The sequence below is a fragment of the Amycolatopsis orientalis genome (assembly GCF_000943515.2).
Lineage (GTDB): Bacteria > Actinomycetota > Actinomycetes > Mycobacteriales > Pseudonocardiaceae > Amycolatopsis > Amycolatopsis orientalis.
In genome coordinates this window covers 7,068,301-7,089,593 of record NZ_CP016174.1, presented here as the reverse complement: position 1 = coordinate 7,089,593, position 21,293 = coordinate 7,068,301, and the positions used below count along the sequence as shown (strand labels likewise).

Here is a 21,293-nt window from a genome sequence, read left to right as displayed (position 1 = left end):
GTGGCCAACGCGGAAGAGCGCCGCTTCGAAGTGCTGCGCGCGATCGTCGCCGACTACGTGTCCAACCAGGAGCCTGTCGGTTCCAAGGCGATCGTCGACCGGCACAATCTCGGGGTGTCGAGCGCCACGGTGCGCAACGACATGGCCGCGCTGGAGGAAGAGGGCTACATCACACAGCCCCACACCAGCGCGGGCCGCATCCCCACCGACAAGGGCTACCGGCTGTTCGTCGACCGGATCGCCGAGGTCAAACCCCTGAGCGCGGCCGAACGCCGCGCCATCACGGCCTTCCTCGACAGCGGGACCGACGTCGACGACGTACTGCGCCGGTCGGTCCGGCTGCTCGCGCAGCTGACCAGGCAGGTCGCGGTCATCCAGTACCCGATGATGACCAACTCCGCGGTGCGCCACCTCGAAGTGGTGCCGCTCACCCCGGCCCGGCTGATGCTGGTGCTGATCACCGACTCCGGCCGCGTCGACCAGCGCACCGTCGACCTCGGCGACGTCATCACCGAGGAGAACGTCGGCAGGCTGCGCACAGTGCTGAACGGCGCGCTCGCGGGCCGCAGGCTGTCCGAGGCCGCCGCCTCCGTCGCCGAACTGCCCGAGAAGTCGCCGGGCGACCTGCGCGACAGCCTCACCCGCGTCTGTACCGTGCTGGTGGAATCACTGGTCGAGCATCCCGAAGAACGGCTGGTGCTGGGCGGTACGGCGAACCTCACCCGCAACGTCTCGGACTTCCCGGGATCGCTCCGGCAGGTACTGGAGGCGCTCGAGGAGCAGGTCATCGTGCTCAAGCTCCTCGCGGCCGCCCGCAACCCCGGTGCGGTCACCGTGCGCATCGGTGAGGAAAATGAGGACGAGCAGATGCGCAGCACCTCGGTGGTGTCCATCGGCTACGGCATGGACGACATGCTGCTGGGCGGGATGGGCGTCGTCGGGCCGACCAGGATGGACTACCCGAACACCATCGCCGCGGTGCGCGCGGTGGCGAACTACGTGGGGCAGATCCTCTCCGGCCGCTGAACGCGGCGTTGAGGTCGAAGTCAGAAGGAGAAGGCGAAGACGGTGGCGAGGGACTATTACGGCATTCTCGGGGTTGCGAAGAACGCGACGGATCAGGAGATCAAGCGCGCGTATCGCAAACTGGCCCGTGAACTGCACCCCGACGTCAACCCGTCGGAGGACGCCCAGCATCGCTTCGGCGAGGTGACCACCGCCTACGAGGTGCTGTCGGATCCGCAGAAGCGCAAGGTCGTCGACCTCGGCGGCGACCCGATGGACAGCGGCGCCCGCGGGGCCGGCGGCGACCCGTTCTCCGGCTTCGGCGGTCTCGGCGACATCATGGACGCCTTCTTCGGCGCCGCCGGCGGTGGCGGCGGCCGGGGCCGCGGCCCGCGCAGCCGCGTGCAGCCTGGCTCCGACGCGCTCATCCGGCTCGGCCTGACCCTGGAGGAATGCGCCACCGGCGTCGACCGCGAGATCACCGTCGACACCGCCATCGTCTGCGACCTGTGCCGCGGTGCCGGCGCCGCCGAAGGGACCGGCACCAAGACCTGCGACACCTGCGGCGGCGCCGGCGAGGTCCAGTCCGTGCAGCGGTCGTTCCTCGGCCAGGTCGTCACCGCCCGCCCCTGCCCGGTCTGCCGCGGCTTCGGCGAGGTCATCCCCGACCCCTGCCGCCAGTGCGGCGGCGACGGCCGCGTCCGCGCGCGCCGCAACGTCACCGCCAAGATCCCGCCGGGCGTCGGCGACGGCATGCGCATCCGGCTGTCCGGCCAGGGTGAGGTCGGTCCCGGCGGCGGCCCCGCCGGCGACCTGTACGTCGAGATCGACGAGGCACCGCACGAGGTGTTCGTCCGGCAGGGCAACGACCTGCACTGCAACTTCCGCATCCCGATGACCACCGCCGCCCTCGGCGCCACGGTGCCCATCGAGACCCTCATCGACGGCGACTACGAACTCGACATCGAACCGGGCACCCAGCCCGCCACCGAACTCGTGCTCACCGCCAAGGGCATGCCGCGACTGCGGTCCTCCGGCCGCGTCGACGGCCGCGGCGACCTGCACGTCCACATCGACGTCGTGGTGCCGACCAAACTCGACGACGCCCAGCGCGACCTCCTCGTCGAACTGGCCCAGCAGCGCGGCGAAGACGTCCCTTCGCTCTCCTCGAACGGCTCCAAACCCGGCGGGCTGTTCTCCAAGCTGCGCACCAAGAACCACCGGTAACCCGTGCCCGAGACGACGCCGCCGGTCTTCCTCACCGCCGCACTGCCCGCATCGGGGCGCACCACCCTCGACGGCGAGGAAGCCCGGCACGCCGCCACCGTCCGGCGGCTCCGCGTCGGCGAACACCTCGTGCTCTCCGACGGCGAAGGCGGCATGGCGCGCTGCGTCGTCGAAGCCGTCCAAGCGGGCCGAGACGCGGCACTCACCCTCGCCATCGAAGAACACTGGATCGAGGAACCACCCGCGCTGCGCGTCATCGTCGCCCAGGCACTGGCCAAAGGCGACCGCGGCGAACTCGCCGTCGAACTCGCCACCGAAGCCGGCGCCGACGCGATCGTCCCCTGGCGCGCCGCCCGCAGCGTCGCCCGCTGGGAAGAAGGCGCCCGCGGCGACAAAGCCCTCACCCGCTGGCGCACCACCGCCCGCGCCGCCGCCAAACAGGCCCGCCGCGCCCACGTCCCCGAAGTCGCCGAACCCGCGAACACCCGCGAACTCGCCGAACTCGTCCAGACCGTTTCCCGCGCACTGGTCCTCGAATCCGGCATCACCACCCGGCTCACCGAGATCGAACTCCCGCCCCGAGGCGACATCCTCCTCATCGTCGGCCCCGAAGGCGGCATCACCGACGAAGAACTCACCACCCTCACCGACGCCGGCGCGACCGCCATCCGGTTGGGCCCCACCGTTTTACGCACCTCCACCGCCGCGGCCGTCGCCCTCGGCGCGCTCGGCGTCCTCACCGACCGCTGGAAGTGAAAAAACACCCCACAATTTTGCGGCGAGTTATGGCGCGATCACGCAAACAGCCGTTACTCTCGTTAACTGACGCGCAACACACGGTTTCGGCGCGCCACTGGGGATGAAGCCCGGTCGCGCGCGTGAATCCCCGCCGGGCACCTCCCCCCTCGGTCCGGCGGAGCCGCGGCGGCGGTGGACCGACCCCCAGGGTCCACCGCGCCGCGGCATCTTCATTTGGGGCTTCGCGAGTTCACGTCGTTCATTGCCGCGCCCGGAGGTGTGACCCCGCGTCCATGAAGGAATTGGGACACTCAACGTCCCAATTCCTTCATGGACGGCCTGCACCCCGTGACGTCGCCGGGCGTGGGTGCGTGTGGTTGGTGGTTAGTGAGCGGTAAGTTCGGGGGGTGGCGAAGCGGGCAGCGCGGATGAGTGGGGCGGAGCGGCGGGCTCAGGTGCTGGGCGTCGCGGCGGGGGAGTTCGCGGGGCACGGGCTGCATGGGGCGTCCGTGGAGGCCATCGCGCGTGAAGCGGGGATCACGCAGGCGTATGTGTTCCGGATGTTCGGGACCAAGAAGGCGTTGTTCCTGGCGGTCGTGGGGGCGGCGTTCGACCGGTTCAGTGAGGGGATGGCGCGGGCCGCTGAGGGGTGCGAGGGACTCGACGCGCTTTCGCGGATGGGTGCGGAGTACTACGGGCTGCTGTCGGACCGGACGACGCTTTTGCTGCAGCTGCAGGGATTCGCGGCGTGCGGGGACAGTGAGGTCCGCGAGTTCGTGCGGACGCGGTTCGCCCGGATGTGGGACACCGTCGCGGGCGCCGCGCAACTCGATCCGGTGACGGTGAAATCGTTCCTGGCCTTCGGCATGCTTCTCAACAACGTGGCCGCCCTCGACGTCGGCGAGCTGGACGAGCCGTGGGCCGAAGGGGTCCGCACCCGCGTCCAGGCCGGTTTGTTCGAGCACATCACCACCGAGACCAACCGCGACGTTAGGGTGAAGGAATGAGTGACGCGGAGACGTTGTTCGAGCGGATCATCGCGGGCGAGATCCCGTCCGAGAAGGTGTACGAGGACGAGACGACGTATGCGTTCCGGGACATAGCGCCGCAGGCCCGGGTGCATGTGCTCGTGGTGCCGAAGAAGCGCTACCGGAACCTGGCCGACCTCGCCTCCGCCGACCCGCAGTTGCTCGCGGACGTGGCGGCGGCCGCCAAGAAGGTCGCCGAGCTGGAGGGCATCGCCGAAACCGGCTACCGGGTGGTGTTCAACACCGACCGTGACGCCGGGCAGACCGTCTTCCACGTGCACGCGCACGTGCTCGGCGGCGAGCAGCTGGGGCATTTCGGGCGCTGAAGCGCGCGGCCAGGAGAAACCGGACTGCGTGCCGCCACCCGCAACCAGTAGCATCGACCTTGTCACTGTCGTTGAAAATCGCAGCGTAAGCGCAGGAAGTAGGCCCGAGGCCACGTGGCCGGAACCGTACCGGGTGAAGCCGCCCGACCCGACGTTCCCGCGGACGTCACCGCGACCAAGGCCGACGAGGCCACCGTCACCGAAGCGGCCCAGTCCCGATTCCCCATCCCCGACGCCGCCGCGCTCAGCCTGCTCGGCTCAAGGGACGAAAACCTCCGCGTCGCCGAGGAACTCCTCGCCGCCGACGTCCACGTCCGGGGCAACGAGGTCACCCTGACCGGCGCGCCCGCCGACGTCGCCTTCGCCGAACGTGTCTTCGCCGAACTCGTGACGCTCGCCGGCCGCGGCCAGCAGGTCGACCCGGCCACCGTCCGCCGCACCGTCGGCATGCTCTCCACCGGTGACCACGAGTCACCGGCCGAAGTGCTGAGCATGAACATCATCTCCCGGCGCGGCAAGACGATCCGGCCCAAGACGCTCAATCAGAAGCGTTACGTCGACGCCATCGACAAGCACACGATCGTCTTCGGCATCGGCCCCGCCGGTACCGGCAAGACGTACCTCGCCATGGCCAAGGCCGTGCAGGCACTGCAGGCGAAGCAGGTCACGCGGATCGTGCTGACCCGACCCGCGGTCGAAGCCGGTGAGCGCCTCGGCTACCTGCCGGGCACGCTCAACGAGAAGATCGACCCGTACCTGCGCCCGCTCTACGACGCGCTGCACGACATGGTCGAGCCCGAGTCGATCCCCCGGCTGATGCAGGCGGGCACCATCGAGATCGCGCCGCTCGCGTACATGCGCGGCCGCACCCTCAACGACGCCTTCATCATCCTCGACGAGGCGCAGAACACCACGCCGGAACAGATGAAGATGTTCCTCACCCGGCTCGGGTTCGGCGCGAAGATCGTCGTCACCGGCGACGTCACCCAGGTCGACCTCCCCAACGGCCAGAAGAGCGGCCTGCGCGTGGTCAAGGACATCCTCGACGGCGTCGACGACCTCCACTTCGCCCAGCTCACCAGCCAGGACGTGGTGCGGCACAAGCTCGTCGGCGACATCGTCGACGCGTACGAGAAGTGGCAGGCCCTGCAGGACAGCCAGGACAAGAGCAACGGCTGGAAAGGGCAGCGGCGTTCATGAGCATCGAGATCGCCAATGAATCGGGCGTCAACGTCGACGAGAGTTCGATCGTGTCGGCCGCCCGGTTCGCGCTCGACAAGATGGAGGTCAGCCCGCTCGCCGAGCTGTCCATCCTGCTCGTCACCCTCGAGGTGATGGAGGACCTGCACGAACGGTGGATGGACCTGCCCGGTCCCACCGACGTGATGGCCTTCCCGATGGACGAGCTCGACTCGTCGCGCCGCCCGGACGCGCCCGACGCGTCACCCGCGCTGCTCGGCGACATCGTGCTCTGCCCGGCGTTCGCGAAGGACCAGGCCAAGACGGCCGGGCACGCGCTGATGGACGAGCTGCACCTGCTCACCACGCACGGTGTCCTGCACCTGCTCGGCTACGACCACGCCGAACCCGCCGAGGAACGCGAGATGTTCGGGTTGCAGAAGCGGATCCTCGGCGAGTTCCAGGCGGCCGTGGCCGCGGTGAACCGGCGCGACGCGCAGCGCACCGCGGACGACAGGCTCCTCGGCACCGCCGGACTCGACGCCGTGCCCGCCGACGAACCTCCCGCCTAGGCGGTTCGCTGACATGGGTAGTCCCACGGCCCTGCTGGTCATCGCCATCGCGCTGATCCTGCTCGCCGGGGTGTTCGCGGCCGCCGACGCCGCGGTCAGCACCGTCTCCAAGGCCCGCGCCGACGGCCTCGTCCGGATGGGCAGGCCGGGGGCGCGCCAGCTCGCGCTGGTCATCACCGAACGCCGCCGCCACATCAACCTGATCCTGCTGCTGCGGATGACCTGCGAGCTGACCGCCACCGTGCTGGTCACCGTCGACATCCTCGGCTGGATCGAGCCGCTGTGGCTCGCCATCGTCGTCGCCGCGAGCGTGATGGTCGTGGTGAGCTACGTGCTCATCGGGGTCGGCCCGCGCACCCTCGGCCGCCAGCACCCGTACCGGATCGGTCTCGTCGTCGCGGGTCCCGTCCGCGTCCTCGGTTCGATCCTCGGCCCGCTCAGCAGGCTGCTGATCGTCCTCGGTAACGCCATCACCCCGGGCCGCGGTTTCCGCGAAGGCCCGTTCACCTCCGAGGTCGAACTGCGTGAGCTGGTCGACCTCGCCCAGGAACGTGGCGTCGTCGAGGAATCCGAGCGCGAGATGATCCACTCGGTGTTCGAACTCGGCGACACCGTCGCGCGCGAGGTCATGGTCCCGCGTACCGAGATCGTCTGGATCGAGCACGAGAAGACCGTGCGCCAGGCGCTCGCGCTGGCCCTGCGCACCGGGTTCACCCGGCTGCCGGTGATCGGCGAATCCGTCGACGACGTCGCCGGCGTCGTCAACATCAAGGACCTCATGCCCGCCTACATGGCCGAGGGCGGCCCGCAGCGCCTGGTCGAGGAGCTGATGAACCCGGCGAGTTTCGTGCCGGACTCGAAGCGGCTCGACGAATTGCTCAAGGAGATGCAGGTCTCCCACAACCACATGGCGATCGCGGTGGACGAGTACGGCGGCACCGCGGGCCTGCTCACCATCGAGGACATCCTCGAGGAGATCGTCGGCGAGATCACCGACGAATCCGACACCGACGAACGCCCCGAGGTCGAAGAACTCGAAAGCGGCGCGGTCCGCGTCTCGTCCCGGCTCTCGATCGACGACCTGGGCGAACTGTTCGGGATCGACCTCGAAGACCACGACGTGGAGACCGTGGGCGGGCTGCTCGCCGAGCGACTGGGTAGGGTCCCGCTGCCGGGGGCCGAAGCCGAGGTCGCCGGACTTCGGCTGTTCGCCGAAGGTGGTAAGGACCGGCGCGGGCGGATGCGGATCACCACGGTGGTCGTCCACCCCGCCGACGCGGACGCGGTGACCGACGCTGCCCAGGGCAGGCGCCGTACCCGCGTCCCGCAGCCCGATGAAAGTGACAGGAGTGTCGAACATGCCTGAGCTGGACGCCGAGGACGAGAAGCTGGTGACCCTGGCCAGGTCCGCGCGAGCCCGCACCCAGGCCGCCGAAGGCGCCGCGCTCCGCGACACCGACGGCCGCACCTACTCGGCGAGCACGGTCGATCAGCCGTCCTTCAAGCTCACCGCGCTGCAGGCCGCCGTCGCGGCCGCGGTTTCGAGTGGAGCCGAAGGAATCGAGGCGGCCGTCGTGGTCAGCTCCGAGGGGCTGCTCAAGGAATCGTCCGTGCAAGCGGTGCGGGACCTCGCCGAACAGGCCCCGATCTACCTGGTCGATCCGAGCGGCAAGGTGCTGAACTGATGGCCGAACCGCATCGCTCGGGCTTCGCCTGTTTCGTCGGGCGGCCGAACGCGGGCAAGTCGACGCTGACCAACGCGCTCGTCGGCAGCAAGGTCGCGATCACCTCCAGCAAACCGCAGACCACCCGGCACGCCATCCGCGGCATCGTCCACCGCGACGACGCCCAGCTGGTCATCATCGACACCCCGGGACTGCACCGGCCGAGGACGCTGCTGGGCGAGCGGCTCAACGACATCGTCCATTCGACATGGTCCGAAGTGGACGTTGTCGGGCTGTGCGTACCCGCCAACGAGAAGGTCGGTCCCGGTGACCGGTTCATCGCCGCCGAACTCAAGAAGATCGCCAAGCGGACTCCGGTGATCGGCGTCGTCACCAAGACGGACCTCGTGAAACCCGAGCAGGTCGCCGAGCAACTGCTGGCGCTGCAGGAGGTCATGGAGTTCGCCGAACTGATCCCGGTGTCCGCTGTGGACGGTTTCCAGGTCGGCGCGCTCGCGGACCTGCTGGTGCGGCACCTTCCCGAAGGGCCGCAGCTGTACCCGGGCGGCGAACTCACCGACGAGCCCGAGCAGACCCTGGTCGCCGAGCTGATCCGCGAGGCCGCGCTGGAGGGTGTCCGGGACGAACTCCCGCACTCGATCGCCGTCACCGTCGAGGAAATGCTGCCGCACGAGGGCAGGGACGACATGATCGACGTCCACGCCTTCCTTTACGTGGAACGACCGAGCCAGAAGGGCATCATCCTCGGGCACAAGGGGGAGCGCCTGAAGGACGTCGGCGCCCGCGCCCGCCAGCAGATCGAGGGGCTTCTCGGTTCGAAGGTCTACCTCGACCTGCACATCAAGGTCGCCAAAGAGTGGCAGCGCGATCCCCGTCAGTTGCGACGCCTGGGCTTCTGACTGAACTGTATGTCTCGATTCGGTCGCGGAGACCGGTTGATGGTGTGGAACCGGGCGGGTGACCTTAGAGTCTCACTCCTCGACTCCGGTGATCGCTGATCGGGCGGCGCCCCCCGGGTCAGTTCCACATCTCATTCGTGAAGGGAAAGCGGTAAATGACCGACAACCAGGGCCTGCCCAACTACTCCGGCGACCCTCAGGGCGGTGGCGGCTTCAACAACCCCGGCCCGCCGCCCAACAACAACCTGGTGTGGGCCATCCTCACCACCATCCTGTGCTGCCTCCCGTTCGGCATCGTCGCGATCGTGAAGTCGACCCAGGTGAACACGCTCTGGGCGCAGGGTCAGCCCGCAGCCGCGCAGGAAGCGGCCGACGCCGCCAAGAAGTGGTCGATCATCGCGGCGATCGCCGGTGTCGTGGTCGCGATCCTGTACGTCATCTTCTTCGTCGTTCTCGGCGTGTTCGCGACCGACGTGAACAACTACCGCTGATCCGGGCGACCGAGGGGGAGACCTCATGACCGACCAATACCCGAACTACCCGCCTCCGGGCGGGCCTCCGCCGCAGCAGCCGTACTACGGCGGCATGCCCAACTACGGGCCGCCGCCGGACAACAACCTCGTGTGGGCCATTCTCTGCACGGTGCTGTGCTGCTTGCCGCTGGGTATCGTCGCGATCGTGAAGTCGAGCCAGGTCCAGACGTTGTGGGCGCAGGGCTTCCAGGCCGAAGCCCAGAAGGCCGCCGACGACGCGAAGAAGTGGTCCATGTGGGGAGCGATCGCCACCGGCGTTCTTTTCCTGCTGTACATCATCTTCATCGTGGTGATGGTCATCATCGGCGCGTCGGCGGGAAGCTTCACGCCGTGACGACGTCCGTCTACACGGGATTCCCGGCGCGCGGGTTCAAGGCGAAGGCCCGCGCGCTGGGACCACCGCTGGCCATCGCGGCCGGAGCCGGACTCGGCTGCGTCGTACTGTGGCTGGGCGATCCCACCACCCCGGGCGGGCCGCTTCCGGTCTGCCCCACCAAGGCGTTGCTCGGCATCGCCTGCCCCGGCTGCGGCGGCATGCGCATGGTCTACAGCGCGCTGCACGGCGACATCCCCGCCGCGCTGCACTACAACGCGGTGTCCTTTGTGGTCCTTCTGCTGCTCGTCTGGAGCACCGTCGCCTGGGCCGTCGGCAGGCTCCGTGGCCGGGCGGTGAACAGCTGGCTGCACTGGCGCTGGACGCCGCTCGCGTTCGGCGTCGTGTTCGTCGTCTGGTTCGTGATCCGTAACCTGCCCTTCGCCCCGTTCACCTCGCTGTACGTCTGAGCGCCGGGCCGAGGCCCGGATCGTCGGTGGCACCGAGTACGCTCCCGCGCACCGGTCTGCTCGGTGTGTACCCATGCCGTACATTCAGGCCGGGTCGCCGCACGAGGGCCCCGTGCGCCAGGGGGCGAGGAACCAGCGAGGGGATTTCGATGACCACTCCCTACGGCCAGCAGCCGCCGGGACACCAGCCGCCGTCCGGGTTCGGCCCTCCCCCGGGGGAGGGCCAGCAGGGCGACCAGCCCTCGCCGTTCGGCCAGCAGCCTCAGCAACCTCCCCAGGGCGACCAGCCTTCCCCCTTCGGCCAGCAACCACAGTCCTCGCCCTTCGGCCAGCAGCCGCCGGCGCAGCAGTCGCCGTTCGGGCAGCCGCAGCAGCAGTCCCCCTTCGGTCAGCAGCCCGGACAGCAGGGCCAGCCCCCGTTCGGGCAGCAGCCGCCGTACGGGCAGGCGCCGTTCGGTCAGGCTTCGCCGTACGGCCTGCCCTCGCACGCGTACGCACACTGGGGCAAGCGGCTCGGCGCGATGCTGATCGACTTCAGCCCGGTCCTTTTGGTCTACCTCATCGGCGGCCTGCTCTTCCTGGTGAGCGAATCCGTCGGGAGCGCGGGGATGGGCATCGCCGGGATCGCGTTCTTCGGCTTCACCATCTGGAACCGCTGGATCCTGATGGGCACCACCGGGCAGTCGCTCGGCAAACGGTTCATGAAGATCAAGCTGCTCAAGGAAGCCACCGGCGAGCCGCTCGGCATCGGGATGACGATCGCGCGCGAGTTCTGCCACTTCCTCGACAACTTCCTCTTCGGTCTCGGTTACTGGTGGCCGCTGTGGGACCTGAAGCGGCAGACCTTCTCGGACAAGATCGTCGGCACGATCGTGCTTCCCGTCGACGCCGAGGTTCCCGGCGCGCAGCAGTTCGGCGGCCAGGCCGGTTTCCCCGCGCCGCAGTCGTCGCCGTTCCCCGCCCAGCCGTCGCCGTTCGGTCAACCCCAGCAGGCCCCCTCGGGTGCCTTCGGCCAGCCGCAGCAGCCGTCGCCGTTCGGGCAGCCCGCCCAGCAGCCGCAGCCGTTCGGGCAACAGGCCCAGCAGCCGTCCCAGCCGTTCGGGCAGCCGCCGCAGGGAACCGCGATACCGTCCTCTGAGTCCCCGACCGAACCGGGCTTCGGCGAGGCCGAGCCGACCCAGGTCCTCCGTCCGGGGCAGCAGAACCAGCCTGAGCAGGCGCCGTCCGCGTTCGACGAAGCCGAGCCGACGCAGAAGATCACGCCGGAGCAGCTGAGGCAGCAGCTGCCCGGCGCGGAGGGGCCGAACGGGCCCGGAACACCGCAGCAGTAACGGAACGACCGGCGGGATCCACCCGCCGGGAAGCACGACACAAGTGGGGAACCCGATGACGAACCCGTACGGCCAGCAGCCCGGCTACGGCCAGCAGCAGCCCTATGGCCAGCAGCCTCAGCCCGGTTACGGACCTCCGTCCGGCGCCACGCCCGCACCGTACGGTCAGCCTTCGGGCGCGACCCCCATGCCGTACGGCCAGCCGGCGCCGTACGGACAGCCTTCCCCGTACGGCCAGCCCGCGCCGTATGGCGCTCCGGGTGGCATGCCCGGTGGCGGGGACATCAACTCGATCCCCGACTACAAGGGCTGGGCGATCGGCTGCATCTTCCTCTGCTGGATCATCGCGATCTTCGCGATCATGAAGTCCAACGAGGTCAACACTTATAAGATGCAGGGCAACTACGCCGCCGCCATGGACGCGTCGAGGTCGACGAAGACCATGTGCATGATCGCCTCGATCATCGGCGGCGTCGGCTGCCTGTTCTCCATTCTCTGGATCATTCTGGCCGCCGCGACGGCGTTCTAACCCCGAAAGAACAACGAGGACCTTTTAGATGACCAACCCTTACGGCCAGCAGCAGCCCTACGGGCAGCAGCAGCCTGGCTATGGACCCCCGTCCGGCGGCATGCCCGCTCCCTACGGCCAGCCGGCCCCGTACGGCGCCCCGTCTCCCTACGGTTCGCCGGGCGGCATGCCCGGTGGTGGCGGCGACATCAACGCCATCAAGGACTACAAGGGCTGGGCGATCGGCTGCATCTTCCTCTGCTGGATCATCGCGATCTTCGCGATCATGAAGTCCAACGAGGTCAACACCTACAAGATGCAGGGCAACTACGCCGCCGCCGCGGACGCGTCGAGGTCGACGCGGACCATGTGCATGATCGCGTCGATCATCGGTGGCCTGGGCTGTGCCTTCGCCATCGTGATGATCATCATCTCGATCGTCGCGGCTTCGACGGCGACCTACAGCTGCTACGGCAGCTACTGCTGATTCCGGGGCGCACCACCCCGATGTCGGTCCCGGGTGGGACGATGTCGGGGTGGTGAACCTCTATCGCGACACCGGGGTGGTGTTGCGGACGCACAAGCTCGGTGAGGCCGACCGGATCATCACCCTGCTCACGCGGCGGCACGGCAAGGTCCGTGCGGTCGCGAAAGGCGTGCGCCGGACGTCGTCGCGCTTCGGGGCGCGCCTGGAGCCGTTCGGGCATGTCGACGTCCAGTTCTACACCGGCCGTTCCCTCGACGTGATCACCCAGGTCGAGACGGTCGACGCCTTCGCGCTGCCGCTGGTGGCCGACTATCAGCGCTACACCGCGGCGAGCGCCATCGCCGAGACGGCCGACAGGCTGTCCGCCGAAGAAGGCGAACCGGTACTCAAGCTCTACATGCTCGTCGTCGGGGCCCTTCGCGCGCTCGCGGGCGGCGAACGCGACAGCTCCCTCATCCTCGACGCCTTCTTCCTGCGGGCCATGGCCTACGCGGGATGGGCGCCCGCGATCACCGAATGCGCCCGCTGCGGCCTGCCGGGCCCGCACAAGGCGTTCAGCGTGTCGGCGGGCGGCTCGATGTGCCCGGATTGCCGGGTTCCCGGCTGTGTCCACCCCTCCCAGGAGGTGCTGACCCTGCTCGCGGCGCTCCTGCACGGCGAGTGGCCGGTGGCCGAAGCGGCGTCGCCGGTGCCTCGGCGGGACGCGTCCGGCCTGGTCGCGGCGCATCTGCAGTGGCATCTGGAGCGTCAGCTGCGGTCACTGCCGCTGGTGGAGAGGCGTGCGCGGGAGGGCGTCACCGGAGCGCAGTAGGGTCGCAGGCACAGGTTCACTCGATCAGGAGGCTCGAAGGTGCTGCGCAGGGGACGCGAGAACAAGGCGTCACAATTCGAACTTCGCGCGCCGGAGCCGCATCCGTCCGGTGCCCGGCCGCCGGAGATCCCGAAGGAACTCCTCCCGAAGCATGTGGCGCTGGTGATGGACGGCAACGGCCGCTGGGCCAACCAGCGCGGCCTGCCGCGGATCGAAGGCCACAAGCGCGGGGAAGCGGTGATGATCGACGTCGCCAGCGGTGCCGTGGAGCTGGGCGTCAAATGGCTGTCGGTGTACGCGTTCTCCACCGAGAACTGGAAGCGGAGCCCGGAAGAGGTCCGTTTCCTGATGGGCTTCAACCGCGACACCATCCGCCGTCAGGTCGACTACCTCGGCTCGATCGGCGTCCGCATCCGCTGGGCGGGGCGCCGTCCCAAGCTGTGGGCGAGCGTGATCAAGGAACTGCAGGTCGCCGAGGAGAAGACCAAGCACAACACGGCGCTGAACATGACCATGTGCGTCAACTACGGCGGCCGCGCGGAACTGGCCGACGCCATGCGCCGGATGGCCCAGGACGTGGCCGACGGGAAACTGAACCCGGACAAGGTCACCGAGAAGACCATCGGGAAGTACCTGTACCAGCCCGACATGCCGGACGTGGATCTGTTCCTGCGGCCGTCGGGGGAGCAGCGGACGTCGAACTTCCTGCTCTGGCAGTCGGCCTACGCCGAGATGGTCTACCAGGACACGCTCTTCCCGGACTTCGACCGCACCCACCTGTGGCGTGCCTGCCTCGAGTTCGCGAAACGGGACCGCCGCTTCGGCGGTGCCATCGACAAGGCTTCGGAAGGAACCTCATGACCCCCGCCGACGTACTTTTTCCCGCGGAGGCGGCATGACTACCGAGGCGGCGGACACGGCGGCTTTGCTGACGTCGGCGCGGGAAGCCCTCGAGCGCTATCTCGAAGTCCACGTCGACGACGACGGCGCACTGACCTTCTCGCACGCGGACGTCCCCTGCGTCATCCAGGCGACCCGGCTGGCCGAAGGGCTGACAGTGCTGAGCCTGACCTGCGTGGTCGCCTGGGATCTGCCGGACGATCCGGCGATCGCGGCCTCGGCGGCGGAGCGCGCCGGGCAAGGCCTGTTCGGGACGCTCGGGGTCGTGCGCTCGGAAAAGGGCATCGACATCACGCTGAGGTACGCGTTCCCGGCCGAGGGTATGGAGCCCTCGCCGCTCGGGACGCTGCTCATGCTGGTCGTGTCGACAGCGTCGCAGCTGCGAAGTGATCTTCTGGGCACGGCTCCCGGGGACTGACCTCCAGGACACAGGGTCACCTGGCATCATCTCGCACGTGGAAACCATTTCCAGCAGCGCCCCGGAGAAGAAACCCGTCCGGCGGTTCAAGATCACCTCGATCGAGGTGCTCTGCGCGATCCTGCTGATCGCGATCCTCGGGCAGAGCTGGCTTCAGCAGGTGTTCGACGTGCCCGCGCTGCGGACCGGTTCGACGGTGTTCGTCGCGGTCTGCGTGCAGGCGCTGCCGTTCCTGGTGCTCGGGGTGCTGATCAGCGGCGCGATCGCGGCGTTCGTGCCCGCGCGGGTGCTGGAGAAGGTGCTGCCGCGGCGCGCGGGGGCGGCGGTCGGCGTCGCGGGCCTGGCCGGGGTCGCCCTGCCGGGCTGCGAATGCGCGTCGGTGCCGGTGGCGCGACGGCTGATCGGCCAGGGCGTCGCGCCCGCGGCCGCGCTGACGTTCCTGCTGGCCGCGCCCGCGGTGAACCCGGTGGTGCTGGTCGCCACGGCGGTGGCGTTCCCCGGGAACCCGGAGATGGTGTTCGCCCGGTTCGCCGGTTCGCTCGCCACGGCGATGGTGATGGGCTGGCTGTGGGCGAAGTGGGGCAAACTCGACTGGATCGCGGAGCGGGCGCTGCGGCGTCTCCCGGAGGTCCAGCACGGTTCCCGCTGGAAGACCTTCGCCGAGACCGCGCGGGCCGATCTGGTCGAGGCGGGGGGATTCCTCGTGCTCGGCGCGATGATCGCCGCCGCGATGAACGTGCTCGTGCCCGCCAAGTGGTTCGGGGTGCTGGGGGAGCAGATCGTGCTCGGGGTGCTGGTGATGGCGGTGCTCGCCGTCGTGCTGGCGCTGTGCAGTGAGGCCGACGCGTTCGTCGCCGCTTCGCTGACCGCGATGCCGCTGCTGCCGAAACTCGTGTTCCTGGTGGTCGGGCCGGCGATCGACGTCAAGCTGTTCGCCCTGCAGACCGGGACGTTCGGCAAATCGTTCGCGCTGCGGTTCGCGCCGGTGACCTTCGTCGTCGCGCTGTCCTGCGCCGTCGTCTCGGGCGTGCTGATCCTCGGAGGTGGCGCGTGAAACGCGAGACCCAGAACATCCTGCTGATCCTGCTCGGCGGGGCGCTGCTCAAGATCAGCGTCAACGGCGACTACCTGCGCTACGTCAAACCCGCGCAGCAGCCGTGGATCATCGCCGGTGGCGCGGTGATGGTGGTGCTGGGCGCGGTCGCGATCGTCCGCGACCTGCTGGCCGCACGCGCCGCCGCCGTCGTCTCCGGTGACGTCCACGCGCACGACCACAACACCCGTTCGGCCTGGCTGCTGATGGTGCCGGTGCTGGCCGTCTTCCTGGTCGCGCCGCCCGCGCTGGGCGCCGACTCGGTGACCCGGACCGAGGCCAGGGCCCCGCAGAGCGCTTCGGCCGGCAACGCGGCCGCGTTCCCGCCGCTGCCTGTCGGGGACGTGGTGCCGCTGGAGGTCAACGAGTTCGTCAGCCGCGCGGGCTGGGACAAGAGCGGGACCCTGAACGGGCGCACGGTGCGGCTCTCCGGCTTCGTCGTGCACAACGAAGGCAACACGATGCTGGCCAGGCTGGTCATCGGCTGCTGCGCGGCCGACGCGTACCCGATCACCGTGCGGCTGGTGGGGGAGGGCGTTTCGGGCTTCGGCAATGACACCTGGCTGGAGGTGACCGGGACGGTCGTGCCGGGTACCGCTGTGCGGGAGAACAGCTACATGCCGGACTTCACGCTCACCTCGGTGCGGCAGGTGCCGGCGCCCAAGGACCCCTACGAGTACTGACCGGATGCTATGAAAGGACCTTTCCTTGCAAATTTGGCAAGGAAAGGTCCTTTCATGGCGCTCGTCAGTGGTTCGAGCAGGTGCCGACGATCTCCACGGTGTGGCTGATGTCGGAGAAGCCGTGCTCCGAAGCGATCTTCTCGGCCCAGCGTTCGACGGCCGGGCCCTCCACCTCGACGGTGCTGCCGCAGAGCCGGCACACCAGGTGATGGTGGTGATGCGACGAGCAGCGGCGGTAGATGGCCTCGCCGGTGTCGGTGCGCAGGGTGTCGATCTCACCGGCTTCCGACAGCGACTGCAGCGTCCGGTACACCGTGGTGAGCCCGATCCCGTCACCGCGTTTGCGCAGCTCGTCGTGCAGTTCCTGGGCGGAACGGAAGTCGTCGATCTCCTTGAGCAGCTCGACTACGGCGGCGCGCTGTTTCGTCGACCGGCGTCCCGGCACCGGCGCGGAACCGTTGGCCGTCGTGGGACTCATGCTCACTTCCCCTCCTGAACGTGGGCTACGGCGTCCACCACGATATGCGCAAGGTGATCGTCCACCAGCCGGTACACCACCTCACGGCCGCGTCGCTCGCCCTGGACGACGCCCGCGGTCTTGAGCACCCGCAGGTGCTGGCTGATCAGCGGCTGTGCGACGTCGAGGGTGTCCACCAGCTCGTGCACGCATCGGTCGGCGCTGCGCAACTGCAGGACGATGGCGATCCGCACGGGCGCGGCGAGCGCGCGCAGCAGGTCTCCGGCGTCCGCGAGGGCGGCGGGCGAAGCCGACACCGCGGGTTCGGCGGGGGGCCGGGCGGCGGAATGCGGTCCGGGGTCTTCCGTGAAGCCCGGGGCGGCCGAGTCCGGGGTCACCGTAGCCATGCCGCCTCCATGTCCATCATGATTTCCGAAGTCATTGCCAGTAACAGTCCAGTCCATCTTAGTGTTCCCACCCCCGGCGGTCTGTTCGCCGACCGGGCGACCGGTTGGCGGCGGCGTTACTGCTCCATTCGGGTGACTTCGCAAAGAAATGACCATTCCACTTCGCATGTGGTCGCGGACGGTGCAAGGTTGTCGCGGAGCGTTTCGTCGCTTCTCGTACGCTGACGACCGCGCTCGGAGGGCCCGGAGAGGCAGTGGGGAGATATGACTCGTTTCGTGACGAAGCTGTCCGCCGCGACGGCGGCCTTCGCTTTGGCGTCGGTTCCGGGGCTCGCCTCGGCTCAGACGACGCAGGCCGTCGACGAGAAGACGGGGCCCGTGTCGTTCGCGAACGTGGCGTCGGTCCGGATCGGGAACTCGGGCTCGCTGATCACCGAGACCCAGCGTTCGCCGCTGACGCCCGGCCAGTCGAAACTCTCCCCGGACCGCACGGTCGTCCCCCGCGACGAAGGCGAGCGCAAGACCTTCGGCGGCAACTGGGACGTCAACCTCGGCCGGTACGGCGCGTCCGCGAACCCGTACCCCGCCGGTATCGCCAGCCGCGACCACAACGTGCTCGCCGCGCTGCAGCAGACCACCGTCCCGACAGCGGTCGCGGAGAGCAACTACGCCCTGATCGACAACGGCCGTGGCGGCGCGAAGCCCGCCGACAACACCGTGCTGGTGCTCGAAGGCGCGAAGAGCGCCGTCGACTGCACGTCGCCGGGCAAGCCGGTGTCGTCGACGAGTGTGGCCAGGATCTGGGTGCGCGACGAGAGCGGCGCGCTGAAGCCGTCCGGCGCTTCGGGCGTGGACGTCAAGGGCCTCAAGCTCGGGCCGGTGTCGACGGTCCAGGCCGAGAACCTCAGCAAGGAGAAGACCAGCTCCGACCTGACCGTGTCCCGCGTGACCGCCTTCGACCAGTTGATCCGGCAGGACGGCTGGCGCAACGGCGACGTCACCGCGGCCGCGGGCTGGAAACTGGAGATCGTCACCCACGTGCGCGACGCGGCGGGCAAGGATCTGCGTGAGGCCCGCGCGACGATCGTGCTCGGCGGCGTGAGCTGCTCGATCCCGAAGAACTTCGTGGCGAAACCCGCCGGTGGCACCGGGCCGGGTGCGGCGCCCGAGCAGCCGGCGGTGCCGGGGACGGTGCCCGCGGGCGGGATCCCGCCGCAGACCGCCGACACCACGCGGACCGTGGTCGGGCTCGGGCTGCTGGGCGGTGGCATCGTGATCGGCGCCGCGGCGATGCTGCTCTACCGTCGGCGCAAACCCGTTCCGGTACGGGAGAAGTAGCGGTCCCGTGCGGAACTGGCCGGCGGGACTCTCCGCCGTCGTGTCCGCGCTCGCCATCTCAGCGGGCGTGATCGTGCTGACCTGGGTCCCGCCGGAACAGCCGGTCTCGTTCGCCGAACCCGCGGTCGTCCCGGGAGAGGACGGGGCCCCGCTGGCCTTGCCCGCCGACAGTTCGACGCGCGGGCAGCGGCCCGGCACCGTTCGCCTGCCCGAAGGCGGGACGGCGAAGCTCGTCCGCTCCGAGGTCAACGCCGACGGTGTCCTCCCCGTCCCGCGAGGTCTCCAGGACGCGGCCTGGTGGGGTGCGCGGCTCGGTGCCGAAGCCGGGACGGCGCTGATCTCCGGGCACGTCAACTGGGGCGGCGTCAAAGGGCCGTTCGACGAGCTGTGGCGGATGCGGGAGGGCCAGGAGGTCGCCGTCAGCGACGCGGCGGGCGGGATCTGGGTCTACCGCGTGCGCGAGGTCGTCACGGTGCACAAGAACGACCTGCCCACGCAGGCGGCGAAGCTGTTCGCCCAGAGCGGCCCGCACCGGCTGGTCCTGGTCACCTGCGGCGGCGACTACCTCGGCGGGACTGACGGCTACCGGGACAACCGGGTCATCATCGCCACCCCCGTCACCGGCCCACCCGCCTGAGAACGCGGGAAGTCGGTGCAACCCCCATCGGCTCGCAGCGCGTGTCTAGCGACACCGGCCGCTCCGGCGGCTTGAAGCGAGCAAGGAGAAAGACCCGATGGTGGGACAGTTCGACGACGGTGCGGCAAGCGAGGAGCGGCCGAAGAAGCGCTCCGGCCGGGTATGGATCCTCGTCTGCGCCGGACTCTTCGTGGTGGCGGCCCTGGTCGCGGTCCTCGTTTTCACCGGAAAGGGTGACCCGGTCGTCGCGGCCGCCCCGGGCCAGGCGGAGACGTCGGCGGTGGGCGTGCCCGAGGTCCCGGCCGACACGGGGCAGGCTCCCGGCACGGTCCGACTTCCCGGTGGCGGCACGGCGAAACTGATCCGCAAGGAGCTGACCGCCGACGGGACCCTCCCCATCCCCGAGGGTCTCGACGAAGCCACCTGGTGGGGCTCGAAACTGGGCGCCGACCAGGGCGCTTCCCTGCTTTCCGGGCATGTGAACTGGAAGGGTAGGAAAGGCCCGTTCGACGAGCTGTGGCGGCTCAAGACCGGCCAGGAGGTCAGCCTGACCGACACCGACGGCGGCAAATGGGTCTACAAGATCAGCGAGATCGTCACCGTGCACAAGTCGAAGCTGGCCGAACAGTCGGAGAAGCTGTTCGGCCCGGACGGCCCGCATCGGCTGGTGCTGGTCACCTGCGGTGGCGAGTACGTCGGCGGCACCGACGGTTACGAGGACAACCGCATCGTCACCGCCTCGTTGGTCAGCCGCCCCTGAGCCGTTCCAACCTCGCCGGAGGGCACGCGGGAGCTGCCGGTTAGTCTTGTCGTTCTAGTCCGATAACCGTCCCCGCATGCTTCGGAGCGTGGAGTGCCCGCGAACACCATCGAGACCGTCGTCAGCCTGTGTAAGCGTCGAGGCTTCGTTTTCCCGTGTGGAGAGATCTACGGCGGTACCAAGTCGGCGTGGGACTACGGTCCGCTCGGGGTCGAACTCAAGGACAACATCAAGCGCCAGTGGTGGAAGACCGTCGTGCAGAGCCGCGACGACGTCGTCGGCCTCGACTCGTCGGTGATCCTGCCGCGTCAGGTCTGGGTCGCGTCGGGTCACCTCGACGTCTTCACCGACCCGCTGATCGAATGTCTCTCCTGCCACAAGCGTTTCCGCGCCGACCAGCTGGCCGAGGACTTCTCCGCGCGTACGGGCAAGGAGGTGACCGAGGACGACCTGTCCGAGGTCCCGTGCCCGAACTGCGGCAACCGCGGCGAGTACACCGCGCCGCGTGACTTCAACATGATGCTGAAGACCTACCTCGGCCCGGTCGAGTCCGAGGAGGGGGTCCACTACCTCCGCCCGGAGACCGCGCAGGGCATCTTCATCAACTTCCTCAACGTGCAGACGACCGCGCGGAAGAAGCCGCCGTTCGGCATCGGCCAGATCGGCAAGTCGTTCCGGAACGAGATCACGCCGGGCAACTTCATCTTCCGCACGCGCGAGTTCGAGCAGATGGAGATGGAGTTCTTCGTCGAGCCGGGTGAGGACGAGACCTGGCACCAGTACTGGATCGACGCGCGGACCGAGTGGTACAAGGACCTCGGCATCAAGCCGGAGAACCTGCGGCTTTACGAGCACCCGAAGGAAAAGCTCTCCCACTACTCGAAGCGCACCGTCGACATCGAGTACCGGTTCGCGTTCAACGCGGGCCAGGAGTGGGGCGAGCTCGAAGGCATCGCGAACCGCACCGACTTCGACCTGACGACGCACTCGAACCACTCGGGTGTCGACCTGTCGTTCTTCGACCAGGCCTCGAAGCAGCGGTTCCGCCCGTTCGTCATCGAGCCCGCGGCCGGTGTCGGCCGGTCGATGATGGCGTTCCTGGTCGACGCCTACCACGAGGACGAGGTCCCCAACGCCAAGGGCGGTGTCGACAAGCGCGCCGTGCTGAAGCTGGACTACCGGCTCGCGCCGTTCAAGGTCGCCGTGCTCCCGTTGTCCCGCAACGCCGATCTCACGCCGAAGGCGCGCGACGTCGCGGCGACGCTGCGGAAGCACTGGAACGTCGACTTCGACGATGCCGGTTCGATCGGCAAGCGCTACCGGCGCCAGGAGGAGATCGGGACGCCGTTCTGCGTCACCGTCGACTTCGACACGCTCGACGACCTCGCGGTGACCGTGCGGGAGCGCGACACCATGGCGCAGGAGCGGGTCGCGATCGACAAGCTCGAGGCTTACCTCGCGTCGCGTCTGATCGGCTGCTGACGGCCC

At 69.0% G+C, this 21,293-nt stretch carries 27 protein-coding genes; 25 read left to right on the top strand and 2 right to left on the bottom strand.

Going from position 1 to position 21,293, the window contains the following annotated elements; all coding sequences use genetic code 11:
• The 21 genes from hrcA (at position 1) to SD37_RS30685 (ending at position 16,206) form a co-directional block, all read left to right on the top strand.
• Positions 1–1,026 carry a heat-inducible transcriptional repressor HrcA gene (gene hrcA, locus SD37_RS30785; RefSeq protein WP_037310812.1) on the top strand — a complete coding sequence of 342 codons (1,026 nt, stop codon included), beginning with the start codon at positions 1–3 and terminating at the stop codon, positions 1,024–1,026.
• 42 nt (positions 1,027–1,068) lie between these two features.
• Complete coding sequence (dnaJ, locus tag SD37_RS30780; protein ID WP_044855589.1) at positions 1,069–2,232, top strand: molecular chaperone DnaJ; 1,164 nt, start codon at positions 1,069–1,071, stop codon at positions 2,230–2,232.
• Positions 2,233–2,235: 3 nt separating this feature from the next.
• Positions 2,236–2,988 carry a 16S rRNA (uracil(1498)-N(3))-methyltransferase gene (locus SD37_RS30775; RefSeq protein ID WP_044855588.1) on the top strand — a complete coding sequence of 251 codons (753 nt, stop codon included), beginning with the start codon at positions 2,236–2,238 and terminating at the stop codon, positions 2,986–2,988.
• Between the two features lie 389 nt (positions 2,989–3,377).
• Entirely contained in the window at positions 3,378–3,977 is a 600-nt protein-coding gene (locus tag SD37_RS30770; RefSeq protein ID WP_236725154.1) for a TetR/AcrR family transcriptional regulator, read from the top strand.
• Positions 3,974–4,324, top strand: coding sequence for a histidine triad nucleotide-binding protein (locus tag SD37_RS30765; RefSeq protein ID WP_037310511.1), 351 nt, complete (start codon positions 3,974–3,976; stop codon positions 4,322–4,324). Before SD37_RS30770 ends, SD37_RS30765 begins: the two co-directional genes overlap by 4 nt.
• A gap of 114 nt (positions 4,325–4,438) precedes the next feature.
• Positions 4,439–5,524 (top strand): PhoH family protein, encoded by a 1,086-nt coding sequence (locus SD37_RS30760; RefSeq protein ID WP_037310509.1) that lies wholly within the window; start codon positions 4,439–4,441, stop codon positions 5,522–5,524.
• Entirely contained in the window at positions 5,521–6,075 is a 555-nt protein-coding gene (gene ybeY / locus SD37_RS30755; protein ID WP_037310506.1) for an rRNA maturation RNase YbeY, read from the top strand. Before SD37_RS30760 ends, ybeY begins: the two co-directional genes overlap by 4 nt.
• 13 nt (positions 6,076–6,088) lie before the next feature.
• Positions 6,089–7,441 (top strand): hemolysin family protein, encoded by a 1,353-nt coding sequence (locus SD37_RS30750; protein ID WP_044855586.1) that lies wholly within the window; start codon positions 6,089–6,091, stop codon positions 7,439–7,441.
• Entirely contained in the window at positions 7,434–7,760 is a 327-nt protein-coding gene (locus tag SD37_RS30745) for a cytidine deaminase (RefSeq protein WP_044855585.1), read from the top strand. Before SD37_RS30750 ends, SD37_RS30745 begins: the two co-directional genes overlap by 8 nt.
• Positions 7,760–8,659, top strand: a complete 900-nt coding sequence (gene era, locus SD37_RS30740) for a GTPase Era (RefSeq protein ID WP_005158763.1) — start codon at positions 7,760–7,762, stop codon at positions 8,657–8,659. Before SD37_RS30745 ends, era begins: the two co-directional genes overlap by 1 nt.
• Positions 8,660–8,814: 155 nt before the next feature.
• Positions 8,815–9,150 (top strand): CD225/dispanin family protein, encoded by a 336-nt coding sequence (locus SD37_RS30735; protein WP_044855584.1) that lies wholly within the window; start codon positions 8,815–8,817, stop codon positions 9,148–9,150.
• 25 nt (positions 9,151–9,175) lie between these two features.
• Positions 9,176–9,526, top strand: coding sequence for a CD225/dispanin family protein (locus SD37_RS30730; RefSeq protein ID WP_037310492.1), 351 nt, complete (start codon positions 9,176–9,178; stop codon positions 9,524–9,526).
• On the top strand, positions 9,523–9,975 hold the full coding sequence (locus SD37_RS30725) for a DUF2752 domain-containing protein (RefSeq protein ID WP_044855583.1): 453 nt from the start codon (positions 9,523–9,525) through the stop codon (positions 9,973–9,975). Before SD37_RS30730 ends, SD37_RS30725 begins: the two co-directional genes overlap by 4 nt.
• Before the next feature lie 149 nt (positions 9,976–10,124).
• The gene (locus SD37_RS30720) at positions 10,125–11,306 is read left to right on the top strand and encodes an RDD family protein (protein ID WP_044855582.1); all 1,182 of its coding nucleotides are present in this window, start codon (positions 10,125–10,127) and stop codon (positions 11,304–11,306) included.
• A gap of 55 nt (positions 11,307–11,361) precedes the next feature.
• Entirely contained in the window at positions 11,362–11,835 is a 474-nt protein-coding gene (locus tag SD37_RS30715; protein ID WP_145926769.1) for a CD225/dispanin family protein, read from the top strand.
• 28 nt (positions 11,836–11,863) lie between these two features.
• Positions 11,864–12,301 (top strand): CD225/dispanin family protein, encoded by a 438-nt coding sequence (locus SD37_RS30710; RefSeq protein ID WP_044855580.1) that lies wholly within the window; start codon positions 11,864–11,866, stop codon positions 12,299–12,301.
• A gap of 49 nt (positions 12,302–12,350) precedes the next feature.
• On the top strand, positions 12,351–13,112 hold the full coding sequence (gene recO, locus SD37_RS30705; RefSeq protein ID WP_037310478.1) for a DNA repair protein RecO: 762 nt from the start codon (positions 12,351–12,353) through the stop codon (positions 13,110–13,112).
• 39 nt (positions 13,113–13,151) lie between these two features.
• Positions 13,152–13,973: an isoprenyl transferase gene (locus tag SD37_RS30700; protein ID WP_037310475.1), complete on the top strand. Its 822-nt coding sequence runs from the start codon at positions 13,152–13,154 to the stop codon at positions 13,971–13,973.
• A 34-nt stretch (positions 13,974–14,007) separates the two neighbouring features.
• Positions 14,008–14,430 carry a hypothetical protein gene (locus tag SD37_RS30695; RefSeq protein ID WP_044855579.1) on the top strand — a complete coding sequence of 141 codons (423 nt, stop codon included), beginning with the start codon at positions 14,008–14,010 and terminating at the stop codon, positions 14,428–14,430.
• Positions 14,431–14,467: 37 nt separating this feature from the next.
• Positions 14,468–15,484 carry a permease gene (locus SD37_RS30690; RefSeq protein ID WP_044855578.1) on the top strand — a complete coding sequence of 339 codons (1,017 nt, stop codon included), beginning with the start codon at positions 14,468–14,470 and terminating at the stop codon, positions 15,482–15,484.
• Positions 15,481–16,206, top strand: a complete 726-nt coding sequence (locus SD37_RS30685) for a TIGR03943 family putative permease subunit (RefSeq protein WP_044855577.1) — start codon at positions 15,481–15,483, stop codon at positions 16,204–16,206. The genes SD37_RS30690 and SD37_RS30685 overlap by 4 nt, the downstream gene beginning before the upstream one ends.
• A gap of 64 nt (positions 16,207–16,270) precedes the next feature.
• Here the strand turns inward: SD37_RS30685 and SD37_RS30680 are convergent, their stop codons facing one another.
• The gene (locus SD37_RS30680; protein WP_037310463.1) at positions 16,271–16,684 is read right to left on the bottom strand and encodes a Fur family transcriptional regulator; all 414 of its coding nucleotides are present in this window, start codon (positions 16,682–16,684) and stop codon (positions 16,271–16,273) included.
• A 2-nt stretch (positions 16,685–16,686) separates the two neighbouring features.
• Positions 16,687–17,070 (bottom strand): ArsR/SmtB family transcription factor, encoded by a 384-nt coding sequence (locus SD37_RS30675; protein WP_044855576.1) that lies wholly within the window; start codon positions 17,068–17,070, stop codon positions 16,687–16,689.
• Between the two features lie 264 nt (positions 17,071–17,334).
• On the opposite strand from SD37_RS30675, the gene SD37_RS30670 reads away from it, so the two are divergent.
• From SD37_RS30670 to SD37_RS30655, 4 genes are all read left to right on the top strand, one after another.
• The gene (locus SD37_RS30670; protein WP_044855575.1) at positions 17,335–18,408 is read left to right on the top strand and encodes a hypothetical protein; all 1,074 of its coding nucleotides are present in this window, start codon (positions 17,335–17,337) and stop codon (positions 18,406–18,408) included.
• 7 nt (positions 18,409–18,415) lie between these two features.
• A complete protein-coding gene (locus tag SD37_RS30665) occupies positions 18,416–19,045 on the top strand; it encodes a class F sortase (RefSeq protein WP_044855574.1) in 630 nt (209 codons plus the stop codon).
• A gap of 97 nt (positions 19,046–19,142) precedes the next feature.
• The gene (locus tag SD37_RS30660) at positions 19,143–19,805 is read left to right on the top strand and encodes a class F sortase (protein WP_044855573.1); all 663 of its coding nucleotides are present in this window, start codon (positions 19,143–19,145) and stop codon (positions 19,803–19,805) included.
• Between the two features lie 93 nt (positions 19,806–19,898).
• The gene (locus SD37_RS30655; protein ID WP_044855572.1) at positions 19,899–21,287 is read left to right on the top strand and encodes a glycine--tRNA ligase; all 1,389 of its coding nucleotides are present in this window, start codon (positions 19,899–19,901) and stop codon (positions 21,285–21,287) included.
• Positions 21,288–21,293 lie beyond the last annotated feature (6 nt).